Source organism: Arthrobacter sp. 179 (genome assembly GCF_052379645.1).
Lineage (GTDB): Bacteria > Actinomycetota > Actinomycetes > Actinomycetales > Micrococcaceae > Arthrobacter_H.
Genome location: NZ_JBQSYU010000026.1, coordinates 22,279 through 43,258, shown reverse-complemented (window position 1 = coordinate 43,258; position 20,980 = coordinate 22,279). Strand labels below are relative to the sequence as shown.

Here is a 20,980-nt window from a genome sequence, read left to right as displayed (position 1 = left end):
GCTGGATTAGATGACACAGACGGGGACACAGGCGCGGCGTCGGCTTCCCCCGACGTCGTATCTGCGGGTCTTCGAGCCATTACGCGCCTACGACGACGAAGCCCAACTGGCCATTGCGGCCCAACGCGGCGTGGGACGCACCGCCTTCGAGGAACGGGCGGCCGCCGAAGCCCTGGAACGGTTGACCCGCGGTGTTCCCGACCCGTTCCCCCACGAACAGGCCGAACGGTACCGGGAGCTGCACTACCCCGGGGCCGACGGGTTGACGGCACCGTACTATTGCCCGGACCAGCTACCGACCCGGGCGACCTTGGCTGCCGAGCAACTCGATTCCAGCATGCGCCCGGCCCTGTTGGAACTTCTGGTCCCCGACGCCGCCCGGGGGGCGAACGCCGGCCGCATCGGCTCCGAAGCCTTCGCCGGGGACGTCGCTTCGCTCCACACCCGCAGCGCGACCTGGGGCATCCCGTTGGGGTGGTTCGTCCTGATCACGGACGAGGACCACTGTGAACTCGAAGAGGACGGCACCACCTTGTTGACGGTCCGGCTCAGCGCCCCGGCCGTCCAGGTCCTGGAGCGCACCCGCCATGCGGCGGCCTCGCTGGCCCTCCACGCACCGGAACTGGAGATCCTGGACGAGCTCACCGCCCTGGATGAATGGCTGCACCTCTTCCACGAGGACTCGATCATCGAGTTGGATTACGGATCGATCGCCGAACGCGTATGGCCCGATGACTCCCCCCAGGACCTGCGGCATGGCATCGAATCCTTGTCCGAGCAGGACATGCTCGGGGCGGCCGCCGCCTACCGTCGCCTGACCAACAGGTGGCTGAAGGTCCGTCAGCTCGCCCGCGCCAACTGACGCGCCGCCGGAAAACTTTCGATAGGCTAACCCCGTGTTTATTCAAACGAACCGATTTTCCACGGGTGCCCGCGTATGACGGGGGGCTCCGGGACCGCCTGGATGTACAGCGACGCGATCGTCTTCGGGATTCCCCTGATCGGCGCATTTGCCTAGTGCTTGATCTATCCGGCCTACCGCGCGTTGAAAGGCAGCTGGCGCTCCTGGGTCAATGCTCCCCCATACCTGCCATGGCAGGCTTCGTTGACCAATACGTGGCCCTTCATCCTGCTGTCCATGGGCCTGGCCATCGTCGTGGTCATGCCATCCCTGGTCTTCGAGGCACTGGGTTGGGAGGCAGCCCGGAAATTCATGTGGAACGGCCCCTTCTGGATCCCCTGGATCGGAGCCATCGTGGGAATCTTCTGGTGGCCCAAATCATTCGGACCCGCTTGGTACCGCACCTGGCGCCGGGCCGGAGGCAAGCGAAGCATCATGGCGTTCACCGAATCCGATATCGCCGCTGTCCGGCGTCTACCCGAAGGCAAGCGTCGACGCCGGCTGGAAAAGAACATCGAGGCCTGCCGCAGCTACAGCGCACAGGCCTCCGACCAACCCGTCCCCCGCTAGGCAGGAGCCACCATCATGGAAACCAAGATCCCGGGCCGCACCGGACGTGCGACGCTGGTCCTCGAAGAACCCTGGCAAGCAGAATCCATCCGCGACGAATTCGAACTCTTCGCCTACCTGGCTGGTCCTGAAGGGACCTTCGCGCCCAACCTGATCGTGACCGTGAACCCGTTCGACGGCACCAACGACGAGTTCCTCGACCGCGCCGTCCACGGCCTCACGACGACCCTCCAGAAGCCCTACCTGTTCGACGTCAGGATCTGGGACAAGGAACAATCCCTTGACGATGACTCCGTCCCGTCCGTCGATGATCTGGACGTACTGTCGATGGGTCGAACCATCGCCTACACCCACGAATCAACCCAAACGAGAGCAACCCTGCGCTCCGCGGAGTGGCTGTTCATCGACTCGGGTCTGGCCATCCAGGTGACTGGAACGACCACCACCGCCCAGTGGCCGATCTTCGAACCCACGCTTGGAACCATGGCCCGTTCCGTGTCCACCTCAACAGAAGGCGCATCATGACCGGGAAAGACACCATCTACTTCAGCGGCACCGACCCCGTTGCCCAAGCAGCGTTACGGGCGCCCCTGCCCGATCTGGGCGAAATCGGTACCCAGCAGCCCTTTTCCTACGATGGAGCATGGGTCCACAGCGGTGCCGTCGAGCTTCTGATGAAGATGGTGGGCGGTTATCGTCCCGGCCGCTTGCAGCAGAGGCTCCAGCGGTCCCAGCTGGAAGAGCTGCGGGAGGCAGAGCTGGTCTCGGGAAACGAACTCACCTCCGGTGGGCAGCTTCTCGTCGCGGTCATGAATGAAGCCGAGGCTTCCTTCCGTCTCTCCGGGCTCATCGAGAATCACGAGTACCTGTTCCAATGCTGGGCCTCGGAGCAGATGGCCCTCATCATCACCCAGCCTGGGTATCATGCCGCCGGCAACCCGGAATTCGTTGAACAGCCGACCCCGGCCCACGTCAACATCCGTGTGGTCCCCCTGCTGGATCTCTCGACGCTGATGGCCAAGTGGGTGGGCCTCGCTCCGGCATGGAACTTCGACCTCCTCCCCGTTGAAATCCCCATGACCGCGATAGAAGACCAAATGAACGGGTCCTCGGCTGTCCCGGACGATGCCAACGATGTACTCCAGGATGCGTGGCGGGAGAAGTGGATGCTCTGGAGTCTCGAGGGCAGTTGCCCGGCCGGCGATCTGGACCCCTTGACCTACCTGACGGCCGGTCGTCGGGGCCAGCACCGCTTGGCCCAGCAGGAAAGCGAGTCGGTCATGCTGATCCCCACTGGTTCGACCTATGTCTTCGACCAAATCGAGGACCGCCTCCAGGCCATGGTGTTCCAACGAGACCCCGTCCTGCCCTGACGGGGCCCAAAACGATAGGATCCTTGAATGATTGAAGACGCCAACTGGCATTTGCTCTTTTGGCCGGCTTTTTGGGTTTTCGTGCTCGTCGTGCTGGCACTGTGGTGGATTCCGACCCAGGTCGCCCGCAAGGCGTTAAACGGTAGATGGCGCAGCTGGGTGTTGGCTCCGAGCATCCCCTTCCAGATATCCTCGCGCAACGCCTGGCCCTTCATGTTTGCTGCCGCCTCCGTATCGTTGGGGATCGCGCTGCTCTCCCTCCCCGCGGAAGTCTTGGGATGGGAACGGGCCCGCCAAACCGTGTGGGATCTATTCTTCGCTCCCTGGGCGTTCGTCATCCTCTCCTTTGCCTGGTGGCCCCTGTGGCTGAGCCCGCGGTGGTACCGCTCCTGGGGCCAGGCCGGTGGCACCCGAGAAACCAATCCCTGGATGGAAGAGGAAGTGGCCATCGTGCAGGCCAAGGAGCCGTCGAAGAAGCGGGCAAAGCAACTGGCTGACATCGAGCGCTGCGCGGAAATCCTCCGTGGGCTCCCGACGCCCGGAGGAGCCGCTGAAACGTGTCACGGGGATTTGTCCGAGGAGACAGCATAATCATGGAAGTAACCACCGACCCGGCAGAAGTCTGGCTCAACTTCATCTATACCCCCAATCTGATCATCGGCACCGTGATGATCCTGTTGATCATCTTCGGCCTGGCATACCCGGCACTGAAGGCACTGCATGGAAACTGGCGATCGTGGGTATTGGCTCCCGGCGTCATCAACGTTCCGCTGACGTGGTTCCAGACCAGGCATAAGTGGCCCTATATGTTGTTGTGCTTCGCTACTGCCCTGACGATGATGTTGCCGACCATTTATTTCGAAGCGGCCAATGACGAGCGCATGCGCCAGCTGTGGTGGACCCTCCCGATTTTTTGGGGCCCGTGGCTGGCAGGAATCGTGTCGTTCCTCTGGTGGCCGCTCCGGGCGACCCCCCGCTGGAACCGCGATTGGGAACGTCGACGGGAGGATGAATCGCGCGCCATCCCCTTCACGGATGAAGAGATTGCTGCCTTTGAGGCAATGCCTGCCGACAGTAGCCTGCGCCGTCGTCGCCTCCGCAATGTCAGGGCGTGCCGGCTGTACGCTTCCGGGCGCCAGAACGCTTTCGTGCCGCCATGGAAGGATCGCCAAGATCAGGACATGACGGAATCATGACATCCGATCAGCCGATCACCGGTCGAACCGGTAGAGCTTCATTCAGGATCCCTGCGGCATGGGTCAGCGGATCGGTCCGGGAGGGAACCGAGCTCCTGGCCTACCTGCCTGGCCCGGCCGGACGGTTCGCACCGAACCTCGTAGTAACCGTGGCCCCGTTCGACGACACGTTGGATAAGCTCGCAGTACGGGCCATCGATGGCCTCACGGACCACCTGGTGAATTCCTTCATCGTCGACGTCCGCCTATGGGACGTCCCCGGCCGGGTGATCCACTACACGCACCAATCCCCTGACGACCGGCTGCGGGTTCGGGCCTGCGACTTCCTCACCATCCAAAACGGGCTCGCACTCCAGGTCACCACGACGTGTGCCGTCTCCGATTGGCCCGCCTTCTCCGAGATCTTCGAGCAGATCGCCCGGTCGACCACGGCGATGGAGGCCGCCGTATGAGTACCTTCGTCCCCGATGCGGCCACGGCAACCAGCTACGGAACCCCTCTGCCGGACCTGACCGCCGTGGCCTCACACCAGCCTTTCCACTACGAGGGGTCATGGCTCAACGGAAAATCGATCGAGTTCCTGTCGGGCCGCGGGCAGGATCCAGTCATCGGTCTCCTCCAGCGCTTCATCCGCGCCGCCGAGGTCAAAGAGCTGGAGGCTGCTGCCCTGGTCGACGGCAACAAGCTGACCAGACGCGGACAGGCGGTCAACGCCTTGATGCGTGATTCGCCCTTCACGTTCCGGGTCTCGGCGCTCCATGATGGCCGCCAGGAACTACTGCAGATCTGGGCCAACGACGAGATGGCGCTGGTCATTGCCGGCTCCGCCTAGAACGACGGTCAATTCGATCCAGCTCAGCAGCGGCCTGACGACGAGCTTTTCAACGTAGAGCTGGTGCCCCTGCCGGATCTCAGTACGCACATCCTGCGCTGGCTGGGTATCGGCCCGGCCTGGAATCTGGCCCTGGAACCCGACTCCATGGGCATGGACATCCTCGACGCGAAGGTCATGCGCAACGCCCCACCTCCCGCCCCGGACGCTGCCAACGAAGCGTTCCGGGACGCGTGGACGGAACCGTGGATGATTTGGAGTTTCGACGGCGTCGGCCAGGACGGCAGCCTGGAGTCCCTGACCTACGTCCACGCGGGACGGCGCGGTCAATACCGGCTGGCACAGCCCGACGAGCACAGCATGCTCCTGGTCCCCATGGGTTCCAGCGTGGTTCTGGACCAGATCGAGGACAGGATCCAGGCAATGCTCTTCACGCGGCCGGTGCATCTGCTCTAGACCCGTCCCCGAACGGGGCCCCGCGTCGGTCCGGGGCACCTGCCGGCCCCCGGGCCTGCATTAGGCTGGAGACGATTCATTCGTCTCTGATACCCACTGTCCGGATCCCGGCAAAGACCCCCTGAGGAGTTCCATGTCCAAGCACGCCCAGCACACCCCCTGGTGGCAGGATGCGGTCATCTACCAGGTGTATCCGCGTTCCTTCGCCGATGCCGACGCGAACGGCATGGGCGATCTGCGTGGAGTGGCCTCCAAGATCGGGTACCTGAAGAAGCTGGGGGTGAACGCCGTCTGGCTCTCCCCCTTCTACAAGTCCCCGCAGGCCGATGCCGGCTACGACGTCGCCGACTACCGTCAGGTGGACCCCTTGTTCGGCACGCTGGAGGACTTCGACGACATGCTGGCCCGGGCCCACGCCGAAGACATCCGCATCATCGTGGACCTGGTGCCCAACCACACCTCGGACGCGCATGTCTGGTTCGGCCAGGCACTCGCCGCGGCCCCCGGCTCCCCCGAACGCGACCGCTATATCTTCCGCGATGGCCAGGGCCCCGCAGGCGACGTGGAGCCCAATAACTGGCAGTCATTATTCGGCGGACCGGCTTGGACCCGCACTACCAACGCCGACGGCAGCCCGGGGCAGTGGTATCTGCACCTTTTCGATACCAAGCAGCCCGATTTGAACTGGGAGAACGAAGAGGTCCACGCCGAGATGCGCTCCGTCCTGCGTTTCTGGCTGGACCGCGGGGTGGACGGCTTCCGGGTTGATGTCGCCCACGGCATGGTCAAGGCCGAGGGCCTGCCGGATTGGTCGGAGAAGGTCAGCATGGTCCAGGGCAACGAGGAGGCCGCAGCCAGCGCCACCCCACCGTATTTCGATCAGGAGGGCGTCCATGCGATCTACGAGGAGTGGAACGCGGTGCTCGCGGAGTACGACGGCGACCGCATGATGGTCGCGGAAGCCTGGGTCGAGCCGATGGAGCGGATCTTCCGCTACGTCCGCGCAGGTGAAATGCAGCAGGCCTTCAACTTCGGCTTCCTGCTGGCCGGCTGGAATGCCCGGAACATCGTGGAGAACGTGACCGAGACCCTGGCCGAGGCCGCCGTCGTGGCCGCACCGCCGACCTGGGTGCTGTCCAACCACGATACGGTCCGGCACTGCTCACGCTTCGGCCTGACCGACCCGACCTCGTTCCCCAAGGGCATCGCCGCCCAGGATGAACAGCCCGACGAGGCCCTGGGCGCCGCCCGCGGACGGGCCGCGGCCCTGATCATGTTCGCGCTGCCCGGTTCCGCCTACATCTACCAGGGCGATGAGTTGACGTTGCCCGAACACACCACGCTGCCCGATCAGCTGCGCCAGGACCCCAGCTTCTTCCGCACCGAGGGGGCCGAACGGGGCCGTGACGGGTGCCGCATCCCCATGCCGTGGGCCGCCGGTGAAGAGGGGCTGGGTTTCTCCCCCGTCAACCACGATGCCGGCACGCAGGAATCCGGCGCCGCCGAACCGTGGCTGCCGCAGCCCGAAAGCTACACCCGCTACGCGGCAGACCAGCAGGTGGGCGTCGAAGGCTCGGCCTTCGAGTTGTATCGGTCGTTGCTCTCCCACCGTGCCGAGCGGGAACTGGGCCGCGGTCAGCTGGACTGGGCGCCGGCCAATGCCCCGTCCGAGGGAGTGCTCTCCTACACCAACGGCACCTTGCAGGTGCTGGCCAACCTGGGCACCAAGCCGGTGGAGGTCCCCGCGGGGATGTCGGTGCTGGCCGCCAGCGCTCCGGAAGTGTGCACCGACGACGGCCTGCTCAAACCCGATGCCGCGCTGTGGCTGGTGCCCGAACAGTAGGTCAGCGCACCCGTTCGGCCCGTGACATGCGGGTGCGGGCGCCGGTGGCCAGGTGGATGACCACCGGGCCACTGGCGCCGAGCACCTGGTCCAGGTCAACGGCGAGCGCCGAGAGGTCCTCGGCAATCCGGTAGGGCGCAGCCCCGAGCCGGGGCTGGACCTTGATCCGCAGCCCGGCGCTGGACCGTGGCGAGGACCAGGAGGTCACCGATATCGACACCAGGTCCGGGCGTCCCGCCAGGGAGGCCTTGAAGGCTTGTTCGGGAACGGCAGCGGCGAGTTCAACCACCCCACGGGTCCCTTCCTCACGGTATTCGCGGGCGAAGATCCCGGTCTTGCCCTGCCCCTGGACGGCGGCCCACCAGATCATCAACAGGATCAGGGCGATCATCACCACCGAGACCACGATCCACAACCAGGAATCACGCTGGCCCTCCAGCGTGGTGTTGTCCAGTAATTGCATGAAGCCGGTGCGCAGCTCGTCGGCGAGGCCACGCCAGCCCGAGGCGTAGCCGGGGAAGCCTGCCAGGAGCAGCCCGTGGAGGCCCACCCCGGTCATGAGCAGGCCCAGGAAGGTGAGCACGATGCGGTTGGTCGCGCGCGGGGTCCGGTTCATTGTCCGACCACCCCCGTCTCGGCGACCTGGATCCTGACGTCGGGGAACGGGTCGATCCGGTTGGCCTCCAGTTCATCGCGGACGGCAGCGTGGACCGCCTCGGCGTCGATGCCGATGCCGGAGGTCGGGCGCAGTTGGACGTCGACGTGGTTGCGGCTGACGATCACCACGACCTGTTCGGGGGCCACCCCGGCTTCGGTGCGGGCCCGACGGGCCAGGGTGGAGGCGAGCACGCCGTCGTCGATGACCACGATCGCCCGCTCGTTGGGGATCGCGTGCCGGGCCCTGCGGCCAGGCAGCACCCCGTGGAGCAGGAAGAACAATCCCAGGGCCAGCACCACCAGCGAACCGGCAGCGAGCACCAGGGAGTTGGCCGACTCCGGCAGGCGGGTCAGCCAGTCACCCCATTCGCCCGGGGAACGGATCCACACCTCCTGGCCCAGCGACTTCATCGCCGCCTCGAACATGAAGTAGAGGCAGATCGCGGTGACCAGCACCGCGGCGATGATGGAAGCGGTCGATCGGGCGCTATGCAGTTCGTGGGACTGGAGCTTGCGGCGTTCGTCGTCGTTCATGACGTCCTCCTTCTGCGCAGGACGACGCCGGTGACCCGGACGTCGACGCTGCTGACATGGGAGCCGGTGAGCTCCACGAACCGGTCGCGCACCGTGGACCGGGCATCACGGGCCCGGCCCATCACCGATTCGGAGGCGTCCAGGCCCGCGGGCCGGTCATAGGCCAACGGGGCAATGGGCAAGGGCAGGCTCAGTCGCAGGGCCAAGGCACCGAATTCGTCATTGAGCGAGACCCTGATGCTTCCCGGCTGCACGTCGAAGACCTCGGAGGCGATGATCCGGGCGGAACTGGTCAGGGCCTGCGTACTGATCCGGGTGTGTCCGGCCCGGGGGCGCCGCCCGGGGCCGGTGGTCTCGGCGCTCACGATGAGGAACGCCGTCCGGTCAGGGCGTCACGGACCCGACGCATATCAAGACGGCCATCCATGAACCGTCCGACCAGCATGCCGACAGCCAGGAAGACGGCCATCAGCAGGAATCCCCCGAAGCCGTGGGTCAGGGCCGCCCAGCCGAGCACGGCGGCGACGGCGAGTCCGAGCGCTGTGGGGTTCATGGCTGCTCCATCCTTCCGGGGGTGTCGGGGTCGACGATCGAGGCGGAGCCGGTGGTGGGCGCCCTCGAGGGCATTTCCGGCACGACGGGCCCGGGGACCGCCTGCTCGGGGACTTCGGGGGCGCAGACATCGGCGATTTCGATGTTCACTTCAATCACGTGCAACCCGGTCAGCTCGTCGACGGCCGCATAGACCGCCGCCCTCACGTCCTCGGCGATCCGTTGCAGTGGACGGCCGTGTTCGGCCGTCAGCGTGATGTCCACGGCCACCTCGGCCTGACCGACTTCCGCGGTGACGCCCTGTGCTACATCCCCGGCACCCACGGCACCACGGAGCGCCCCCAGGGCCCGGTTGGAACCAACCCCGAGTGAATGAACGCCGGCGACGGTGCGGGCGGCACCCGCCGCGACCTTGGCCGCCGCGGCATCGGTGATCGTCGTCGTTCCCGCGGTCGCCGGGTGCGCGGCGGTGTGCTCGGGCTGGTTCATCGGTGACGGCCTTTCGTTCGAAGCGCACGGACCCGCCTCCAGCCTACCGTCAGTGGGAAAGGACCACGGATGCAGAAAACCCCCCGGGATACCCGAGGGGTTCTAGCTGGTGGCTCCGACCGGCGTCGATCCGGTGACCTTTCGATTTTCAGTCGAACGCTCTACCAACTGAGCTACAGAGCCTGGCATCATCTAGGCGATGATCACCGTGATCTTCCCTCACAAGGAAAATCAAAGCGACCCTGACGGGACTTGAACCCGCGACCTCCGCCGTGACAGGGCGGCGCGCTAACCAGCTGCGCTACAGGGCCTAGTTTCACAAGGTTTTACCCTCGCTTCACAAGTCCTAAATAATACCAGATGATTTCATACTGGTGAAATCAGGACCTGCTCGTACCCCCAACGGGATTCGAACCCGTGCCGCCGCCGTGAAAGGGCGGTGTCCTAGGCCGCTAGACGATGGGGGCCGGACGACTGTCGAACATAAGAGTCCTTCAGCGACGTCATCAACTATAAGGCACCTTTCGCCCCGCGCAAAACCGTGCCTTCACCGCCGGAACGGCGCAGTGGATAGAGTCGCCTCATGGCCTACAGCATGTCGGATGAAGATTTCGAGAACGCCGCCTCCGAGGCACTGGACAACATCCCCGAACGCCTGCTGGCCATGATGGACAACGTGGTCGTTTTCATCGAGGACAAGTACATCCCGCTGCCGGACGAGGACCCGGAGACCTCGCTGCTGGGACTTTATGACGGCATCCCCCTCACCGAGCGCGACGACGGCTGGGGCGCCGGCGCCCTGCCCGACAGGATCATCATCTTCCAGCAGGACACCTTGGCGGCGTGCTCGTCCCGCGAAGAGGTCATCGCCGAGGTCCAGATCACGATGGTGCACGAGATCGCGCATCATTTCGGCATCGACGACGAAGCGCTCCACCATTGGGGCTGGGGCTGATCGAGACCTCCTCACGAGCCGGGACCCCCTCTCGGCCGGTCGAAAGTTTGCGCAACGCCGAGGAATATGCAACGAAATGACACGGATGTTATTTATGATGAAGACGTGACTCGTGTTGCCACTGTTACCTATTCTCCTCTAGTCTCGGGTGAAGCAGTAACCTAACCGTGACCTGACGCACGCCCTGGCGGGCCGCGTTGGACGCTCGGTTCGGTTCACCACTCGCAGTGAGGATTCGATATGGCCAAGGGCCAATTTCTGGGCGTAGCCACGTGCACGGTCGCCTTGATCGGGGGAACCCTGATGACCGGAGGTGCAGCGACCGCTGCACCGGTCGACACGACCATCAACAGCTCCGCCTTCGGTAACACGTTCGCCGCGTCCGTCCCCACGGACCGCACCCTTCCCTCCAAGGCCGAGGTCACCGCCGCCAAGAAGGACCCCGCGGCCTTGAAGGCCATGGTCTCCGACATCGAGGACCTCATCGGGGATTCGACCCGGGAGCTGACCGACGCCGAGGCCTCCGCGGCCAACGACCAGGACGCCTACGAGACCACCTCCCAGACCCTGGCCAAGCGCAACGAGGCAGCTGCTGCGGCCAGCACGGAAGCAGCCAAGGCCACCAAGTACTACGACTCGGTGAAGAAGCAGGTCGGGCAACTGGCCAGCGACCTCTACCGCAACGGCGGGGTCAACCCCGGCATCACCTCCCTGGTGAACGATTCAGAGCACAACGATGTGTTGTATAAGGCCGCGACGATGAACACGCTGGCCACCAACCGTTCGAATACGCTCACCACAGCCCAGCAGGCCGCGTCCTTGTGGGCCGACTGGCAGAACTACGCCGACGCAGCCGAGACGGCAGCCACCGAGGCTGCCGACGCGAACGAGACCGCCCTCCAGGCGGCCGAGCGCACCCGCACGGCCTACGCGGACCGCGTCACCGAGCAGAAGAAGCTCCGCAGCGAACTCATCGACCAGCTCGCCTACCTCCGCGATACCGAACGCGCCGACGAAGCCAAACGCATCACCGCGATGGAGGATGCCCAACGCGAAGAGGCCCTCCAGACCGAACTGGCCACAGCACCGGCGGAACCGGCGGCACAGGAGCCGGCCGAAGAGCCACAGGCCCTCGCCGCTGCCCCGGAGGCAGTACCGGACGAGGCCACCGGCAACACGTCACTGGCCCCGGCCCCCCAGACCAAGACCACGAAGCCCAGCCAGGCCCCGGTGGCCGCCCAGGCCCCGGCCACGGATCCGAAACCGGTCGCCGCTTCGACCCCCTCCCCGGTGAAGGCCGCCCCCCGGGAGCCAGCCAACACCCAGACCTCGGAGCCCAAGCCGGCAGCTCCTGCCGCCTCGAATTCCGGGCCCACGACAGCACAGAAGAAGGCCGCCGCGCACAAGCGGGCCCAAGAGCAGGCGGCAGCCAAGAAGGCCCGGTCCGAGGCGGCGCAGGCCGCCGCAAACAAGAAGGCCACCGCGGCAGCGGAACGACGAGCGCAAGCCGCAGCGGATAAGAAGGCCGCCGAACAACGAGCGCAAGCCGCAGCAGACCGGCGGGCGCAGCAAAAGGCCGCCGCGGACAAGAAGGCCAGGGAGAAGGCCGCGGCAGCGAAGCGGGCCAAGGAGAAGGCAGCCGCCGAGGCCGCACAGTCCTCCTCCGGCTCGTCCAAGGAATCGGCCATCGCCTGGGCTCTGGGGACCGCCTCCGATAACAGCAAGGGCTACGTCTTCGGCGCCAACGGACCCAACTCCTACGACTGCTCGAGTTTCGCGCAGCGGGCCTTCGCCAAGAGCGGCATCTCACTGCCACGGACTTCATCGCAGCAGTATTTCGCCGGGGGCACGAAGGTTCCGCTGAGCCAGCTCAAGCGCGGTGACCTGGTGTTCTCCACCAGCAACGGCGGCGCGTCGTTCTACCACGTCGCCATCTACCTCGGTGGAGGACAGGTCGTCCATGCCCGGAACCCCTCAGCCGGGATCTCGACCACCCCGCTGAGCTGGGTCAACAACATCTACTCCTACGGCGTGCGCTACTGATCCAGCGCCGCAAGGCCGGAAAAGGCCCCCGTCCCACCATGGTGGGACGGGGGCCTTTCCAGTGGAGGGCGAATTGGTTGCCGCCGGCTCAGTCCACGTCGTCGGTATCGAAGTCGGCGCGGTCCTCCAAGCGGGGATCCGGGGAATCGGGGACCACCAGCACCGGGCCCTTGGAGTGGTGGAGGACGCCCTGCGAGGTGGAGCCCAGCAGCATGCCGGCGAACCCGCCCCGGCCGCGTGAACCAGTCACCAGCAGCTCGGCCCTCGAGGACTCCTCGATGAGCACCTCGATCGGGGCTCCTTGGATCACCTCGGTTTCGATGACCAGCTCAGGGAAGTGGCTGGTCAGCCAACGGACGCCGACCTTGAGTTGGCGGCGTACATCCAGGGTCAGTGCCTCCTGGTCGACGGTGGCCGGCATCCAGGCCAGCGATCCGCTCACGGGAGGCAGTGCACACACCACCCGCAGCGGTACCGCCCGCAGCATGGCCTGCTCCGCCGCCACCAGGACGGCCCGCCGGGCCCGATCCGAACCGTCGATGCCCACGACGACGACGTCGCGGATCTCCGGGTCGGCTTCCGAACGTTCGGCGGTGCAGACCGGCACGACGACGGTGGGACATTTGGAGTGGGCGGGCAGGGCACTACTGACCGATCCGAGGAGCCGGCCCACGAAACCGCCGCGGCCGCGGGTCCCGACCACGATGAGGTCGGCCTCTTCACTGAGTTCCATCAGCACGCCCGAGGGGTCGCCCGATTCGATGCGCAGGCGGACGTCCACCTCCGTTTCACCGATACGCTCCCGGGCGGCGTCCAGCACCTCCTGGGCGCCATCCCGGATGACCTGGTCATCCAGGGTCGCGTACCCGGCATCCATGCTGGACGCGGCGAAGACCGGGATCGTGTAACAGGTGACGACATTCAACGGCACCCCGCGCCGTCGAGCCTCGACGGCCGCCCAGTCCAGGGCACATAGCGCCGGGTCCGAACCGTCGACGCCGACGACGATGCCCTCCGCCGACATCGCGGCCTCCTGTGGAACGTTTGCCTCACTCATGACGGTCACTCCTTGGCAGTCGGCCTATGCTTCTTCCGGCTATGAAACCACCGGGGTGGTTCACTTCCTCACACTACCTACTTCCAAGTCGTTTGAGCCCCACTAGGCACATTAGGATTCTGCCCATGGCTAAAAACGGGCTCGGCACCCTCGATCGATATTTCAAGATCACTGAACGTGGTTCCAACTACTCCCGGGAGATCCGCGGCGGGCTGGCGACCTTCTTCGCCATGAGTTACATCGTGGTGCTCAACCCGCTGATCCTCAGCGGTGCCGATTCCACCGGAGCCGAGCTCGGTTCGGCCCGCGTCGCCGCAGCCACCGCCCTGGTCGCCGGCATCCTGACGATCCTCATGGGGGCCTGGGCCAAACACCCCTTCGCCCTGGCCACCGGGCTGGGAGTGAACGCCTTCGTCGCCGTGACCGTCGCGACGAACCCCGGCCTGACCTGGCCGGACGTCATGGGGTTGGTCGTCATCTCCGGCACCACCATGCTGGTACTGGTTCTCACCGGCTTCCGGACCGCGGTGTTCAACGCCGTGCCCCCGAGCCTGAAGACCGCCATCGTGGTGGGCATCGGCATGTTCATCGCCCTCATCGGCCTGGTCAATGCCGGCTTCGTGCGGCGCATCCCCGACGAGGCCGGGACCACGGTGCCTGTCGGACTCGGATTCGACGGCGAACTCATCGGCTGGCCCACCCTGGTCTTCGTGGTGGGCCTGTTGCTGACCATGGCCCTGGTGGTCCGCAAGGTCAAGGGGGCGATCCTCATCGGCATTGTCGCCGCCTCGGCACTGGCCAACCTCCTCGAAGCCGTCTTCCACATCGGCCCGTCCTTCGACGGCACCACCTCCAACCCGCAGGGCTGGTCGCTCGTGGTCCCGTCCACCCCCGACTGGCAGGCCCCCGACCTGAGCCTGATCGGCCAGGCCAACGTGGTCGGACCGTTCCAGCATCTGGGCGCCACCTCGGCGCTGCTGCTGGCCTTCGTCATCCTGCTCTCGATCTTCTTCGACGCCATGGGCACCATGGTCGGGCTGGCCAACGAGGCCGGGAACGTCGACGAGGACGGAAACATCCATGACGTCGACCGCGTGCTGCTGGTCGATTCGCTCGGGGCCATCGCCGGCGGCGGCGCCTCCTCCTCGTCGAGCCAGATCTTCGTCGAATCCGGGGCCGGCATCGGCGAGGGGGCGCGCACCGGCCTGGCCTCGATCGTCACCGGGCTGTTGTTCATCGCCGCGATGTTCCTGACCCCGCTGATCCACCTGGTGCCCTTCGAGGCCGTGGCCCCGGCGTTGGTGGTGGTCGGGTTCATGATGATCACCCAGATCACCAGGATCGACTGGACCGATTGGGGGGTGGCGCTGCCGGCCTTCCTGACCTTCGTCCTGATGCCCTTCACCTATTCCATCGCCAACGGCATCGGTGCCGGTTTCGTCGCCTACGTCTTCATCCGGGCCGTGCAGGGTCGGGCCAAGGAGATCCATCCCCTGATGTGGGCCGTGGCCGCGGCGTTCGTGGTGTTCTTCGGGATCGGCGTCATCGATCAGGCCATCGGCATCTAGCGTCCCCGGGCCCACCGCGCCGGCAGGGTCTAGGCTGACCGGATGGCACATGAAGGCTCGTATGTATGGCAGCTGCGTCAGGACGTGGGTTCGCGCCTGCTGCTGGTGCCCGGCGCCCAGGTGATCGCCCTGGACGACGAGGGCAGGGCCCTGTTCCAGCGCCGGGTCGATACCGGGCAATGGGAGTTCCCCGGAGGGGCCGCCGAACCCGGCCAGGGCTTCCGGGCCGCCGCCTGTGCGGAACTGGCCGAGGAGACCGGGCTCGTCGCCCCACCGGCGGAGCTGGTCCCGTTCGCGTCATTATCGGATCCCGAATACCACGAGCTGCTCTATCCCAACGGCGACCGGCTGCATGCCTTCGGCTTGTGCTTCCTCTGGCGCGGGGCCCACGGGCGGGTCCGGGCCGAGGAGTCCGAGGTCACCGAAGTGGCTTTCCGGCCGTTGGCGGATCCTCCGCACCCGATGAGCCGTTCCGCGGCCCGGGTGCTGGAGCTCTACCTCGAATATGTGCGCACGGGCGACTTCCAGGCCTTCTAGCCGGGGGTTCCCGGTCCATCGTCGATGACCGCCGAGGTCCCGGCGAAGGAACGGACGCGGGCGTCTTCCCAATACTGGGCGGGCACTGCACCGCCGAGCAGCTCGCGCAACATCCCTGGTCCCGCCGGGATGGGGGCGTTGGAGCCGGCAATGACCATGTTTCCGTAGCGACGGCCCTTGAGCATCGCCGGGTCGGCCACGATCGCCGTGTGGGCGAAGACGGCACCGATGGTGGCGGCCTCCCGGCGTGCCGTCTCTAATTTCGGGGTGTCCCCGCAGTTCACGATGTACAGCCCCTCCCCGGCCAGGACGCGGGCCGCCTCGCGGGTGAAGCCCACGGTGGTCAGGTCCGCAGGGGTCTTATCCCCGGCGAAGACGTCACGGATGAGCAGATCCCGGGTGTCATCGGTCAGCGAGCGCAGGACCTCGCCCGCCTCCCCCACCCGCAGGCGCAGTTTCGGCGCCCGCGGCAGGTCGAACCACCCGCGCACCAACTCGGCGAGGCGTCCGTCGAGTTCAACGACCACCTGGCGGGCCTCCGGGTAGGCGGCAGCGATCCACCGGGCCATCGAACACGCCCCGCCGCCCAGATGCAGGGCCCGCAACCGCGGCCCACCGCCGTCGCGCTCCTGCGGGTAGCGGGCGCCCACCAGGGCGGCCATCCAGCGCATGTATTCGAAATCCAGACGCAACGGATCCCCGACATCGACATGCGAGGACGGCACCCCGTTGACCTTCAGGATCCAGCCGCCGTCGTCATAGGGGTCTCGTTCAAGGGTCGCCGTCCCCGTATCGATCGGATAGTCCCCCGGTTGGGGGTCCCGCCTCTCTGCTGGACCGGCCGTCGTCTTCCGGGGACGGGTCTTGCCCGACGAATTTCCGCGGGAGCGGGATTTAGCCACGGGGACCCGGCCTGACCATCCGCACTTCATCCAGGCCCGCCCACTCATCGGCGAGCAGCTCACGGGCGCCGTCGAAGTCGAACCCGTGCTTGCGGTAGAAGGCCTGGGCGCGCGGATTGTGTTCGAGGATCCACACCACTGCCGGCAGGTTCCCGATCGTCGCCCGCATCAATCCGGCCCCGAGTCCGGTCCCGTGGGCCTCGGCGAGCACATAGAGCATCTGCAGTTCCGCCACGGCACCGGTCGGGGCATCCTCGTCATGGACGGGGGCACCGCCGGCACAACCGACGACCCGCCCATCCGGGGCGGTGGCGATCCACAGGTCGGCCCCGGCCGCCAGTCCGCGGGTCCACCAGTCGATCTGGGCCTCGCGGCGGGCCTCCTCGGCCTCGAAGAACGACTCGGGGCGCTGGTCGGCATAGGTTTCCCGCCAGGCGGCGAGTTTCATGGCCAAGGTGCCGGCAATGTCCTCGGTCGTGGCCTTCCGGATGGTGTAGTCGTTGATTCGCACCCCACCAGCGTACTGGGGTCACCGCCGAGGACCGCCACGGCCCCCGATCAGCTGTCGCTGCGTTCCAACGCCTTCTGCAGGCGGTCGATCTTCCCGGTCAGCTCACCGGTATGGCCGGGGCGGATATCGGCCTTGAGGACCAGCGAGACCCGGTTGCCGTAGGCGGCGACCGCCTCCGTGGCCCGCTTGACCACATCCATCACCTCATCCCATTCCCCTTCGATCTCGGTGAACATCGAGGACGTGTTGTTCGGCAGGCCGGATTCCCTGACGACCTGCACGGCAGCGGCCACGGCTTCGTGGACCGACCCGTCGGTGTTCGGCATGTTGGTGGAAACAGAGAAGGCAACGATCATGCCCTCAGGATCCCACCACGGGAGACGGTTGTCACCCATGCATTGTGTTCAGACGCACATCCTGTGCCACAGTTAATGCGGTTCGCCGACACCGTGGACCGCCTTCCCTTAGCCGCTACCCCAGGTAGGACCATGCAAGAATCACGGACTTCCACCCCGCCGACGACGTCGGGGCCCTCCCTCGAGCGGAAGCTCTCCCTCCGGCATATCCGTTTCATCGCCCTCGGTTCGGCGATCGGTACCGGCCTGTTCTACGGGTCCGCCGAAACCATCCAGGCGGCCGGGCCCGCGGTGCTGGTGGCCTACATCATCGCCGGCTGCGTGGTCTTCACGGTGATGCGTGCCCTGGGCGAGATGGCGGTCCGCCACCCGGTGGCCGGTTCCTTCGCGCAATACGCCAACCGGTACATCAGCCCGCTGTCAGGTTTCCTGGTGGGGTGGACCTTCGCCTTCGAGATGGTCGTCGTCGCGATCGCCGACATGACCGCCGTGGGCCAATACATGGGCATGTGGTACCCGGACGCCCCGGGCTGGATCTGGATGCTGGCCGCCATGCTGCTCATCGGCGGATTGAACCTGTTGCGGGTCAGCGTGTTCGGGGAGCTGGAATTCTGGTTCACGCTGGTCAAGATCGTCACCATCATCTCCATGATCGTCGGCGGCCTCTACCTCATCATCTTCGCCGTCCAGGTCGGCGGCTACCAGCCGGGCCTGCACAACCTCTTCGACCACGGTGGGTTCGCCCCCTTCGGTGTCTGGGGCATCGTCATGAGCCTGGGCATCGTGGTCTTCTCCTTCGGCGGCATCGAAACCCTGGGCATGACCGCCGGGGAGACCGGGGACCCGGCCCAGGCCATCCCGAAGGCCGTGAACACCGTCCCGATGCGCATCCTGCTCTTCTACGTGCTCTCCATCGGGGTGATGCTCTGCCTGTTCCCCTGGAACGAGATCGGCTCCGAGGGCAGCCCCTTCGTGCAGGTCTTCGCCGGCCTCGGCATCCCGGCCGCGGAACACATCATCAACGCCGTCGTCCTCACCGCCGCGTTGTCCGCCATGAACTCCATCTTCTACGCAGCCACCCGCACCATGTTCGGGCTGGCCGAACAGGGCAATGCGCCGGCTTCCTTCGGGCGGCTCTCCCGCAACGGGATCCCGCTCTGGCCGGTGGCCCTGATCTCGGTGTGCCTACTGATCGGTCTGGGACTCTACTTCTGGATCCCCGACCAGCTTTTCCTCATCGTCGCCTCCATCGCCACGTTCGCCACCGTCTTCACCTGGGGAACCATCCTGCTGGCCCACCACCGGATGCGCCTGGAACTGCGGGCCACCGGCCAGCCGGCAGGGAACTACGTCCTGCCGTTCTGGCCCGTGCTGAGCTACCTGGGGTTGGCCTTCATGGTCTTCATCGTGTTCATCCTGGGCTTCAGCGAAGCCGGACGGACTGCGCTGGTGGTCGGCGCCGTCTGGACCCTCATGCTGCTCGTCGCCTACCGTTTCGTCGGGCCGGAGGGCCGCCGCAGGATCGAGTTGGAGACCTCCAAAATCTAGGGCTGGACCAGGATCAACCGATCGGTTGATGGAACGGGCAACGCTCCGCGGGAGAGTGGATACATAGGCCATCCGGCCACCACGACCCCGAAAGTAGTACACCTTGTTCCTCGCCATCCGTGACATCAGTTTCGCCAAGGGCCGCTTCGCCCTGATGGGCGGCGTCGTCGCCCTGATCACCTTGCTGCTGGTCATGCTCTCGGGCCTGACCGCCGGCCTGGGAGACCAATCGACGTCGTCCATCGCCAAACTCGGATCCGTCCACGAAAGCGGCACGTCCGCCCCCGTGGACAGCATCGCCTTCGGCGCCCCCGGCACCTCGGAACCCAAGGCGTCCTTCACCGAAAGCGAAGTCACCGAAACCCAGGTCGACACCTGGAAGGGCGTGGACGGCGTGAAGAACGCCGAACCGCTGGGCATCAGCCAGACCCGGCTGCAGTCCGGCTCCGCCGACACCGCGGGAGGAACCACCAACGTCGCCGTCTTCGGCGTCGACCCCGGCGGCCAGCTGACCCCGGCCAGCGTGGAGGACGACACCGTGGTCCTGAGCCGGACCGCCGCCGAGGACCTCTCGGTGACCACCGGCGACCGGGTCACCCTGGGCGGGACCGAGCTCCGGGTCGCCTCCGTGGTCGAGGACCAGTGGTACTCCCACACCAGCGTCGTCTGGACCGCCCTGCCGACCTGGACCAAGATCGCCCATCTGTCCAACCCCGATCAGGTCGGCACCGTCACGGCGATCACCTACGACGACGGGGCCGCCGTTGACGAGGCGGCAGCGAACTCCGCCGCCGATACCGTGACCACCACCCGCACCGGCGCCTTCCAGGCCCTGGGTGCCTATCAGAGCGAGCACGGTTCGCTGCTGATGATGCAGGCCTTCCTGTACGGCATCTCCGCCCTGGTCATCGTCGCCTTCCTCACCGTCTGGACCGTCCAGCGGACCCGCGACATCGCGGTGCTCAAGGCGCTGGGCGGCTCCGGCAAATACATCCTCCGCGATGCCATCACCCAGGCCGCCATCGTCCTGATCGCCGGCGCCGCACTGGGTGGCGCCGTGGGGGTCGCCGGCGGATTCTTTGCCGCCCAAGCCGCGCCCTTCCTGGTGGACGCCACGACGACGCTGCTCCCCATTCTCGGGATCGTCGTCCTGGGGCTGGCCGGATCGGCCTTGGCCGTCCGGCGCACCACCAAGGTCGACGCGCTAATCGCCCTGGGCGGCAACTAACGCCCCGGGCCGTCCCGGCACGGCCCCTCCGAACCACCCCTCCGTCTTTGCCTAAAGGAAAACGCCCCATGACCATCACCACCGAATACGCCCCCGCCGCCACCACCGCCAACACCGGCTCGCTGAGCCTGATCGACGTCACCCTCGAATACCCGGACGGCGAGGGTACCGTCAAGGCACTGGACGGCGTCGACCTCACCGTCCGCCCCGGTCAGATGCTCTCCCTCGTCGGCCCCTCCGGCTCGGGGAAGTCCAGCCTCCTGGCCACCGCTGCCACATTGGTCCGTCCCACCGCCGGACGGGTCTTCGTCGACGGGGCCGAAGCGACCGGACTCTCCGATCAGGACCTGACCACCCTGCGACGCGAGAAGATCGGCATCGTCTTCCAGCAGCCGAACCTCTTGGCCTCGTTGACCTCGCTGGAACAACTGGTCATCGTGGACCACCTACGCGGCAAATCGGTGAAGGAGGCACGGGTGAGGGCCGCCGAACTGCTGGGGATCGTCGGCTTGGACGAGGCAGCCCATAAGCGTCCGCACCAGCTCTCCGGGGGTCAACGTCAGCGCGTGAACATCGCCCGGGCCCTCATGGGGGATCCGAAGGTGCTGCTCGTGGACGAACCGACTGCGGCACTGGACCACGACCGCAGTGACTCGATCGTGAGGCTGCTGCGCCAGGTCACCGACGAATTCCAGGTCGCCACCGTCATGGTCACCCACGACACCGAATTCGTTCCGTTGACCGATGCCGTCGCCACGATGCGCGATGGTCGGCTCACGGCTCCTGAGACCACCGCGGCCTGAGCCAAAAATTGCGGCAATGCCCACGCCCGGATGTGATCGGGGTCGTGGGCATTGCCGCGTCCGGCGTGG

26 protein-coding genes and 3 tRNA genes are annotated in these 20,980 nt (G+C 66.2%); 17 read left to right on the top strand and 12 right to left on the bottom strand.

Features of this window, described 5'->3' with window-relative positions:
* Window positions 1–10: 10 nt before the first annotated feature.
* From ACT3UE_RS13840 to ACT3UE_RS13795, 10 genes are all read left to right on the top strand, one after another.
* Window positions 11–862, top strand: a complete 852-nt coding sequence (locus ACT3UE_RS13840) for a hypothetical protein (RefSeq protein ID WP_444554744.1) — start codon at window positions 11–13, stop codon at window positions 860–862.
* 159 nt (window positions 863–1,021) lie between these two features.
* Window positions 1,022–1,471, top strand: coding sequence for a hypothetical protein (locus tag ACT3UE_RS13835; protein WP_444561697.1), 450 nt, complete (start codon window positions 1,022–1,024; stop codon window positions 1,469–1,471).
* Window positions 1,472–1,486: 15 nt separating this feature from the next.
* A complete protein-coding gene (locus tag ACT3UE_RS13830; RefSeq protein ID WP_444561698.1) occupies window positions 1,487–1,996 on the top strand; it encodes a hypothetical protein in 510 nt (169 codons plus the stop codon).
* Entirely contained in the window at window positions 1,993–2,844 is an 852-nt protein-coding gene (locus ACT3UE_RS13825) for a hypothetical protein (RefSeq protein ID WP_444554741.1), read from the top strand. Before ACT3UE_RS13830 ends, ACT3UE_RS13825 begins: the two co-directional genes overlap by 4 nt.
* A 27-nt stretch (window positions 2,845–2,871) precedes the next feature.
* Window positions 2,872–3,435 carry a hypothetical protein gene (locus tag ACT3UE_RS13820; RefSeq protein ID WP_444561699.1) on the top strand — a complete coding sequence of 188 codons (564 nt, stop codon included), beginning with the start codon at window positions 2,872–2,874 and terminating at the stop codon, window positions 3,433–3,435.
* A 2-nt stretch (window positions 3,436–3,437) separates the two neighbouring features.
* On the top strand, window positions 3,438–4,040 hold the full coding sequence (locus tag ACT3UE_RS13815) for a hypothetical protein (RefSeq protein ID WP_444554739.1): 603 nt from the start codon (window positions 3,438–3,440) through the stop codon (window positions 4,038–4,040).
* The gene (locus tag ACT3UE_RS13810; protein ID WP_444554738.1) at window positions 4,037–4,492 is read left to right on the top strand and encodes a hypothetical protein; all 456 of its coding nucleotides are present in this window, start codon (window positions 4,037–4,039) and stop codon (window positions 4,490–4,492) included. Before ACT3UE_RS13815 ends, ACT3UE_RS13810 begins: the two co-directional genes overlap by 4 nt.
* Window positions 4,489–4,872 (top strand): hypothetical protein, encoded by a 384-nt coding sequence (locus ACT3UE_RS13805; protein WP_444561700.1) that lies wholly within the window; start codon window positions 4,489–4,491, stop codon window positions 4,870–4,872. Before ACT3UE_RS13810 ends, ACT3UE_RS13805 begins: the two co-directional genes overlap by 4 nt.
* Window positions 4,873–4,935: 63 nt before the next feature.
* Window positions 4,936–5,328, top strand: a complete 393-nt coding sequence (locus ACT3UE_RS13800) for a hypothetical protein (protein WP_444561701.1) — start codon at window positions 4,936–4,938, stop codon at window positions 5,326–5,328.
* A gap of 133 nt (window positions 5,329–5,461) precedes the next feature.
* A complete protein-coding gene (locus ACT3UE_RS13795) occupies window positions 5,462–7,171 on the top strand; it encodes a glycoside hydrolase family 13 protein (RefSeq protein WP_444561702.1) in 1,710 nt (569 codons plus the stop codon).
* A gap of 1 nt (window position 7,172) precedes the next feature.
* Here the strand turns inward: ACT3UE_RS13795 and ACT3UE_RS13790 are convergent, their stop codons facing one another.
* The 8 genes from ACT3UE_RS13790 to ACT3UE_RS13755 form a co-directional block, all read right to left on the bottom strand.
* Entirely contained in the window at window positions 7,173–7,787 is a 615-nt protein-coding gene (locus ACT3UE_RS13790) for a hypothetical protein (protein ID WP_444554735.1), read from the bottom strand.
* On the bottom strand, window positions 7,784–8,362 hold the full coding sequence (locus ACT3UE_RS13785) for a DUF6286 domain-containing protein (protein WP_444554734.1): 579 nt from the start codon (window positions 8,360–8,362) through the stop codon (window positions 7,784–7,786). The genes ACT3UE_RS13790 and ACT3UE_RS13785 overlap by 4 nt, the downstream gene beginning before the upstream one ends.
* The gene (locus tag ACT3UE_RS13780; RefSeq protein WP_444561703.1) at window positions 8,359–8,727 is read right to left on the bottom strand and encodes a hypothetical protein; all 369 of its coding nucleotides are present in this window, start codon (window positions 8,725–8,727) and stop codon (window positions 8,359–8,361) included. The genes ACT3UE_RS13785 and ACT3UE_RS13780 overlap by 4 nt, the downstream gene beginning before the upstream one ends.
* Window positions 8,724–8,915: a hypothetical protein gene (locus ACT3UE_RS13775; RefSeq protein WP_444554732.1), complete on the bottom strand. Its 192-nt coding sequence runs from the start codon at window positions 8,913–8,915 to the stop codon at window positions 8,724–8,726. The genes ACT3UE_RS13780 and ACT3UE_RS13775 overlap by 4 nt, the downstream gene beginning before the upstream one ends.
* Window positions 8,912–9,403: an Asp23/Gls24 family envelope stress response protein gene (locus tag ACT3UE_RS13770; RefSeq protein ID WP_444554731.1), complete on the bottom strand. Its 492-nt coding sequence runs from the start codon at window positions 9,401–9,403 to the stop codon at window positions 8,912–8,914. Before ACT3UE_RS13770 ends, ACT3UE_RS13775 begins: the two co-directional genes overlap by 4 nt.
* 107 nt (window positions 9,404–9,510) lie before the next feature.
* Window positions 9,511–9,586 (bottom strand) — tRNA-Phe (locus tag ACT3UE_RS13765).
* 54 nt (window positions 9,587–9,640) lie between these two features.
* Window positions 9,641–9,714, bottom strand: a tRNA-Asp gene (locus tag ACT3UE_RS13760).
* 83 nt (window positions 9,715–9,797) lie between these two features.
* Window positions 9,798–9,870 (bottom strand) — tRNA-Glu (locus ACT3UE_RS13755).
* A gap of 116 nt (window positions 9,871–9,986) precedes the next feature.
* On the opposite strand from ACT3UE_RS13755, the gene ACT3UE_RS13750 reads away from it, so the two are divergent.
* Window positions 9,987–10,358 carry a metallopeptidase family protein gene (locus tag ACT3UE_RS13750; protein WP_444554730.1) on the top strand — a complete coding sequence of 124 codons (372 nt, stop codon included), beginning with the start codon at window positions 9,987–9,989 and terminating at the stop codon, window positions 10,356–10,358.
* Window positions 10,359–10,598: 240 nt separating this feature from the next.
* Window positions 10,599–12,401, top strand: coding sequence for an NlpC/P60 family protein (locus ACT3UE_RS13745; RefSeq protein ID WP_444554729.1), 1,803 nt, complete (start codon window positions 10,599–10,601; stop codon window positions 12,399–12,401).
* A gap of 88 nt (window positions 12,402–12,489) precedes the next feature.
* On the opposite strand, the gene ACT3UE_RS13740 is transcribed toward ACT3UE_RS13745, so the two are convergent.
* Window positions 12,490–13,458 (bottom strand): universal stress protein, encoded by a 969-nt coding sequence (locus ACT3UE_RS13740; RefSeq protein WP_444554728.1) that lies wholly within the window; start codon window positions 13,456–13,458, stop codon window positions 12,490–12,492.
* A gap of 125 nt (window positions 13,459–13,583) precedes the next feature.
* Here ACT3UE_RS13740 and ACT3UE_RS13735 point away from each other — a divergent pair, with 125 nt between their 5' ends.
* Complete coding sequence (locus tag ACT3UE_RS13735; protein WP_444554727.1) at window positions 13,584–15,026, top strand: NCS2 family permease; 1,443 nt, start codon at window positions 13,584–13,586, stop codon at window positions 15,024–15,026.
* Window positions 15,027–15,068: 42 nt separating this feature from the next.
* On the top strand, window positions 15,069–15,563 hold the full coding sequence (locus ACT3UE_RS13730; RefSeq protein WP_444554726.1) for an NUDIX domain-containing protein: 495 nt from the start codon (window positions 15,069–15,071) through the stop codon (window positions 15,561–15,563).
* Here the strand turns inward: ACT3UE_RS13730 and ACT3UE_RS13725 are convergent.
* Genes ACT3UE_RS13725 through ACT3UE_RS13715 form a run of 3 tightly spaced genes read right to left on the bottom strand, consistent with a single transcriptional unit; the run spans window position 15,560 to window position 17,332 of the window.
* A complete protein-coding gene (locus ACT3UE_RS13725) occupies window positions 15,560–16,465 on the bottom strand; it encodes a spermidine synthase (protein WP_444554725.1) in 906 nt (301 codons plus the stop codon). The two genes, ACT3UE_RS13730 and ACT3UE_RS13725, sit on opposite strands and share 4 nt — an antisense overlap.
* A complete protein-coding gene (locus tag ACT3UE_RS13720; protein WP_444554724.1) occupies window positions 16,458–16,976 on the bottom strand; it encodes a GNAT family N-acetyltransferase in 519 nt (172 codons plus the stop codon). Before ACT3UE_RS13720 ends, ACT3UE_RS13725 begins: the two co-directional genes overlap by 8 nt.
* A gap of 47 nt (window positions 16,977–17,023) precedes the next feature.
* Window positions 17,024–17,332: a thiamine-binding protein gene (locus tag ACT3UE_RS13715; protein WP_444554723.1), complete on the bottom strand. Its 309-nt coding sequence runs from the start codon at window positions 17,330–17,332 to the stop codon at window positions 17,024–17,026.
* A 132-nt stretch (window positions 17,333–17,464) separates the two neighbouring features.
* On the opposite strand from ACT3UE_RS13715, the gene ACT3UE_RS13710 reads away from it, so the two are divergent.
* The 3 genes from ACT3UE_RS13710 to ACT3UE_RS13700 all read left to right on the top strand — a co-directional run bounded on the left by ACT3UE_RS13710 (window position 17,465) and on the right by ACT3UE_RS13700 (window position 20,911).
* Window positions 17,465–18,880 (top strand): amino acid permease, encoded by a 1,416-nt coding sequence (locus ACT3UE_RS13710; protein WP_444561706.1) that lies wholly within the window; start codon window positions 17,465–17,467, stop codon window positions 18,878–18,880.
* 103 nt (window positions 18,881–18,983) lie between these two features.
* Window positions 18,984–20,108, top strand: a complete 1,125-nt coding sequence (locus tag ACT3UE_RS13705; protein WP_444561707.1) for an ABC transporter permease — start codon at window positions 18,984–18,986, stop codon at window positions 20,106–20,108.
* A 68-nt stretch (window positions 20,109–20,176) separates the two neighbouring features.
* Entirely contained in the window at window positions 20,177–20,911 is a 735-nt protein-coding gene (locus ACT3UE_RS13700) for an ABC transporter ATP-binding protein (RefSeq protein WP_443346316.1), read from the top strand.
* Window positions 20,912–20,980: the final 69 nt, after the last annotated feature.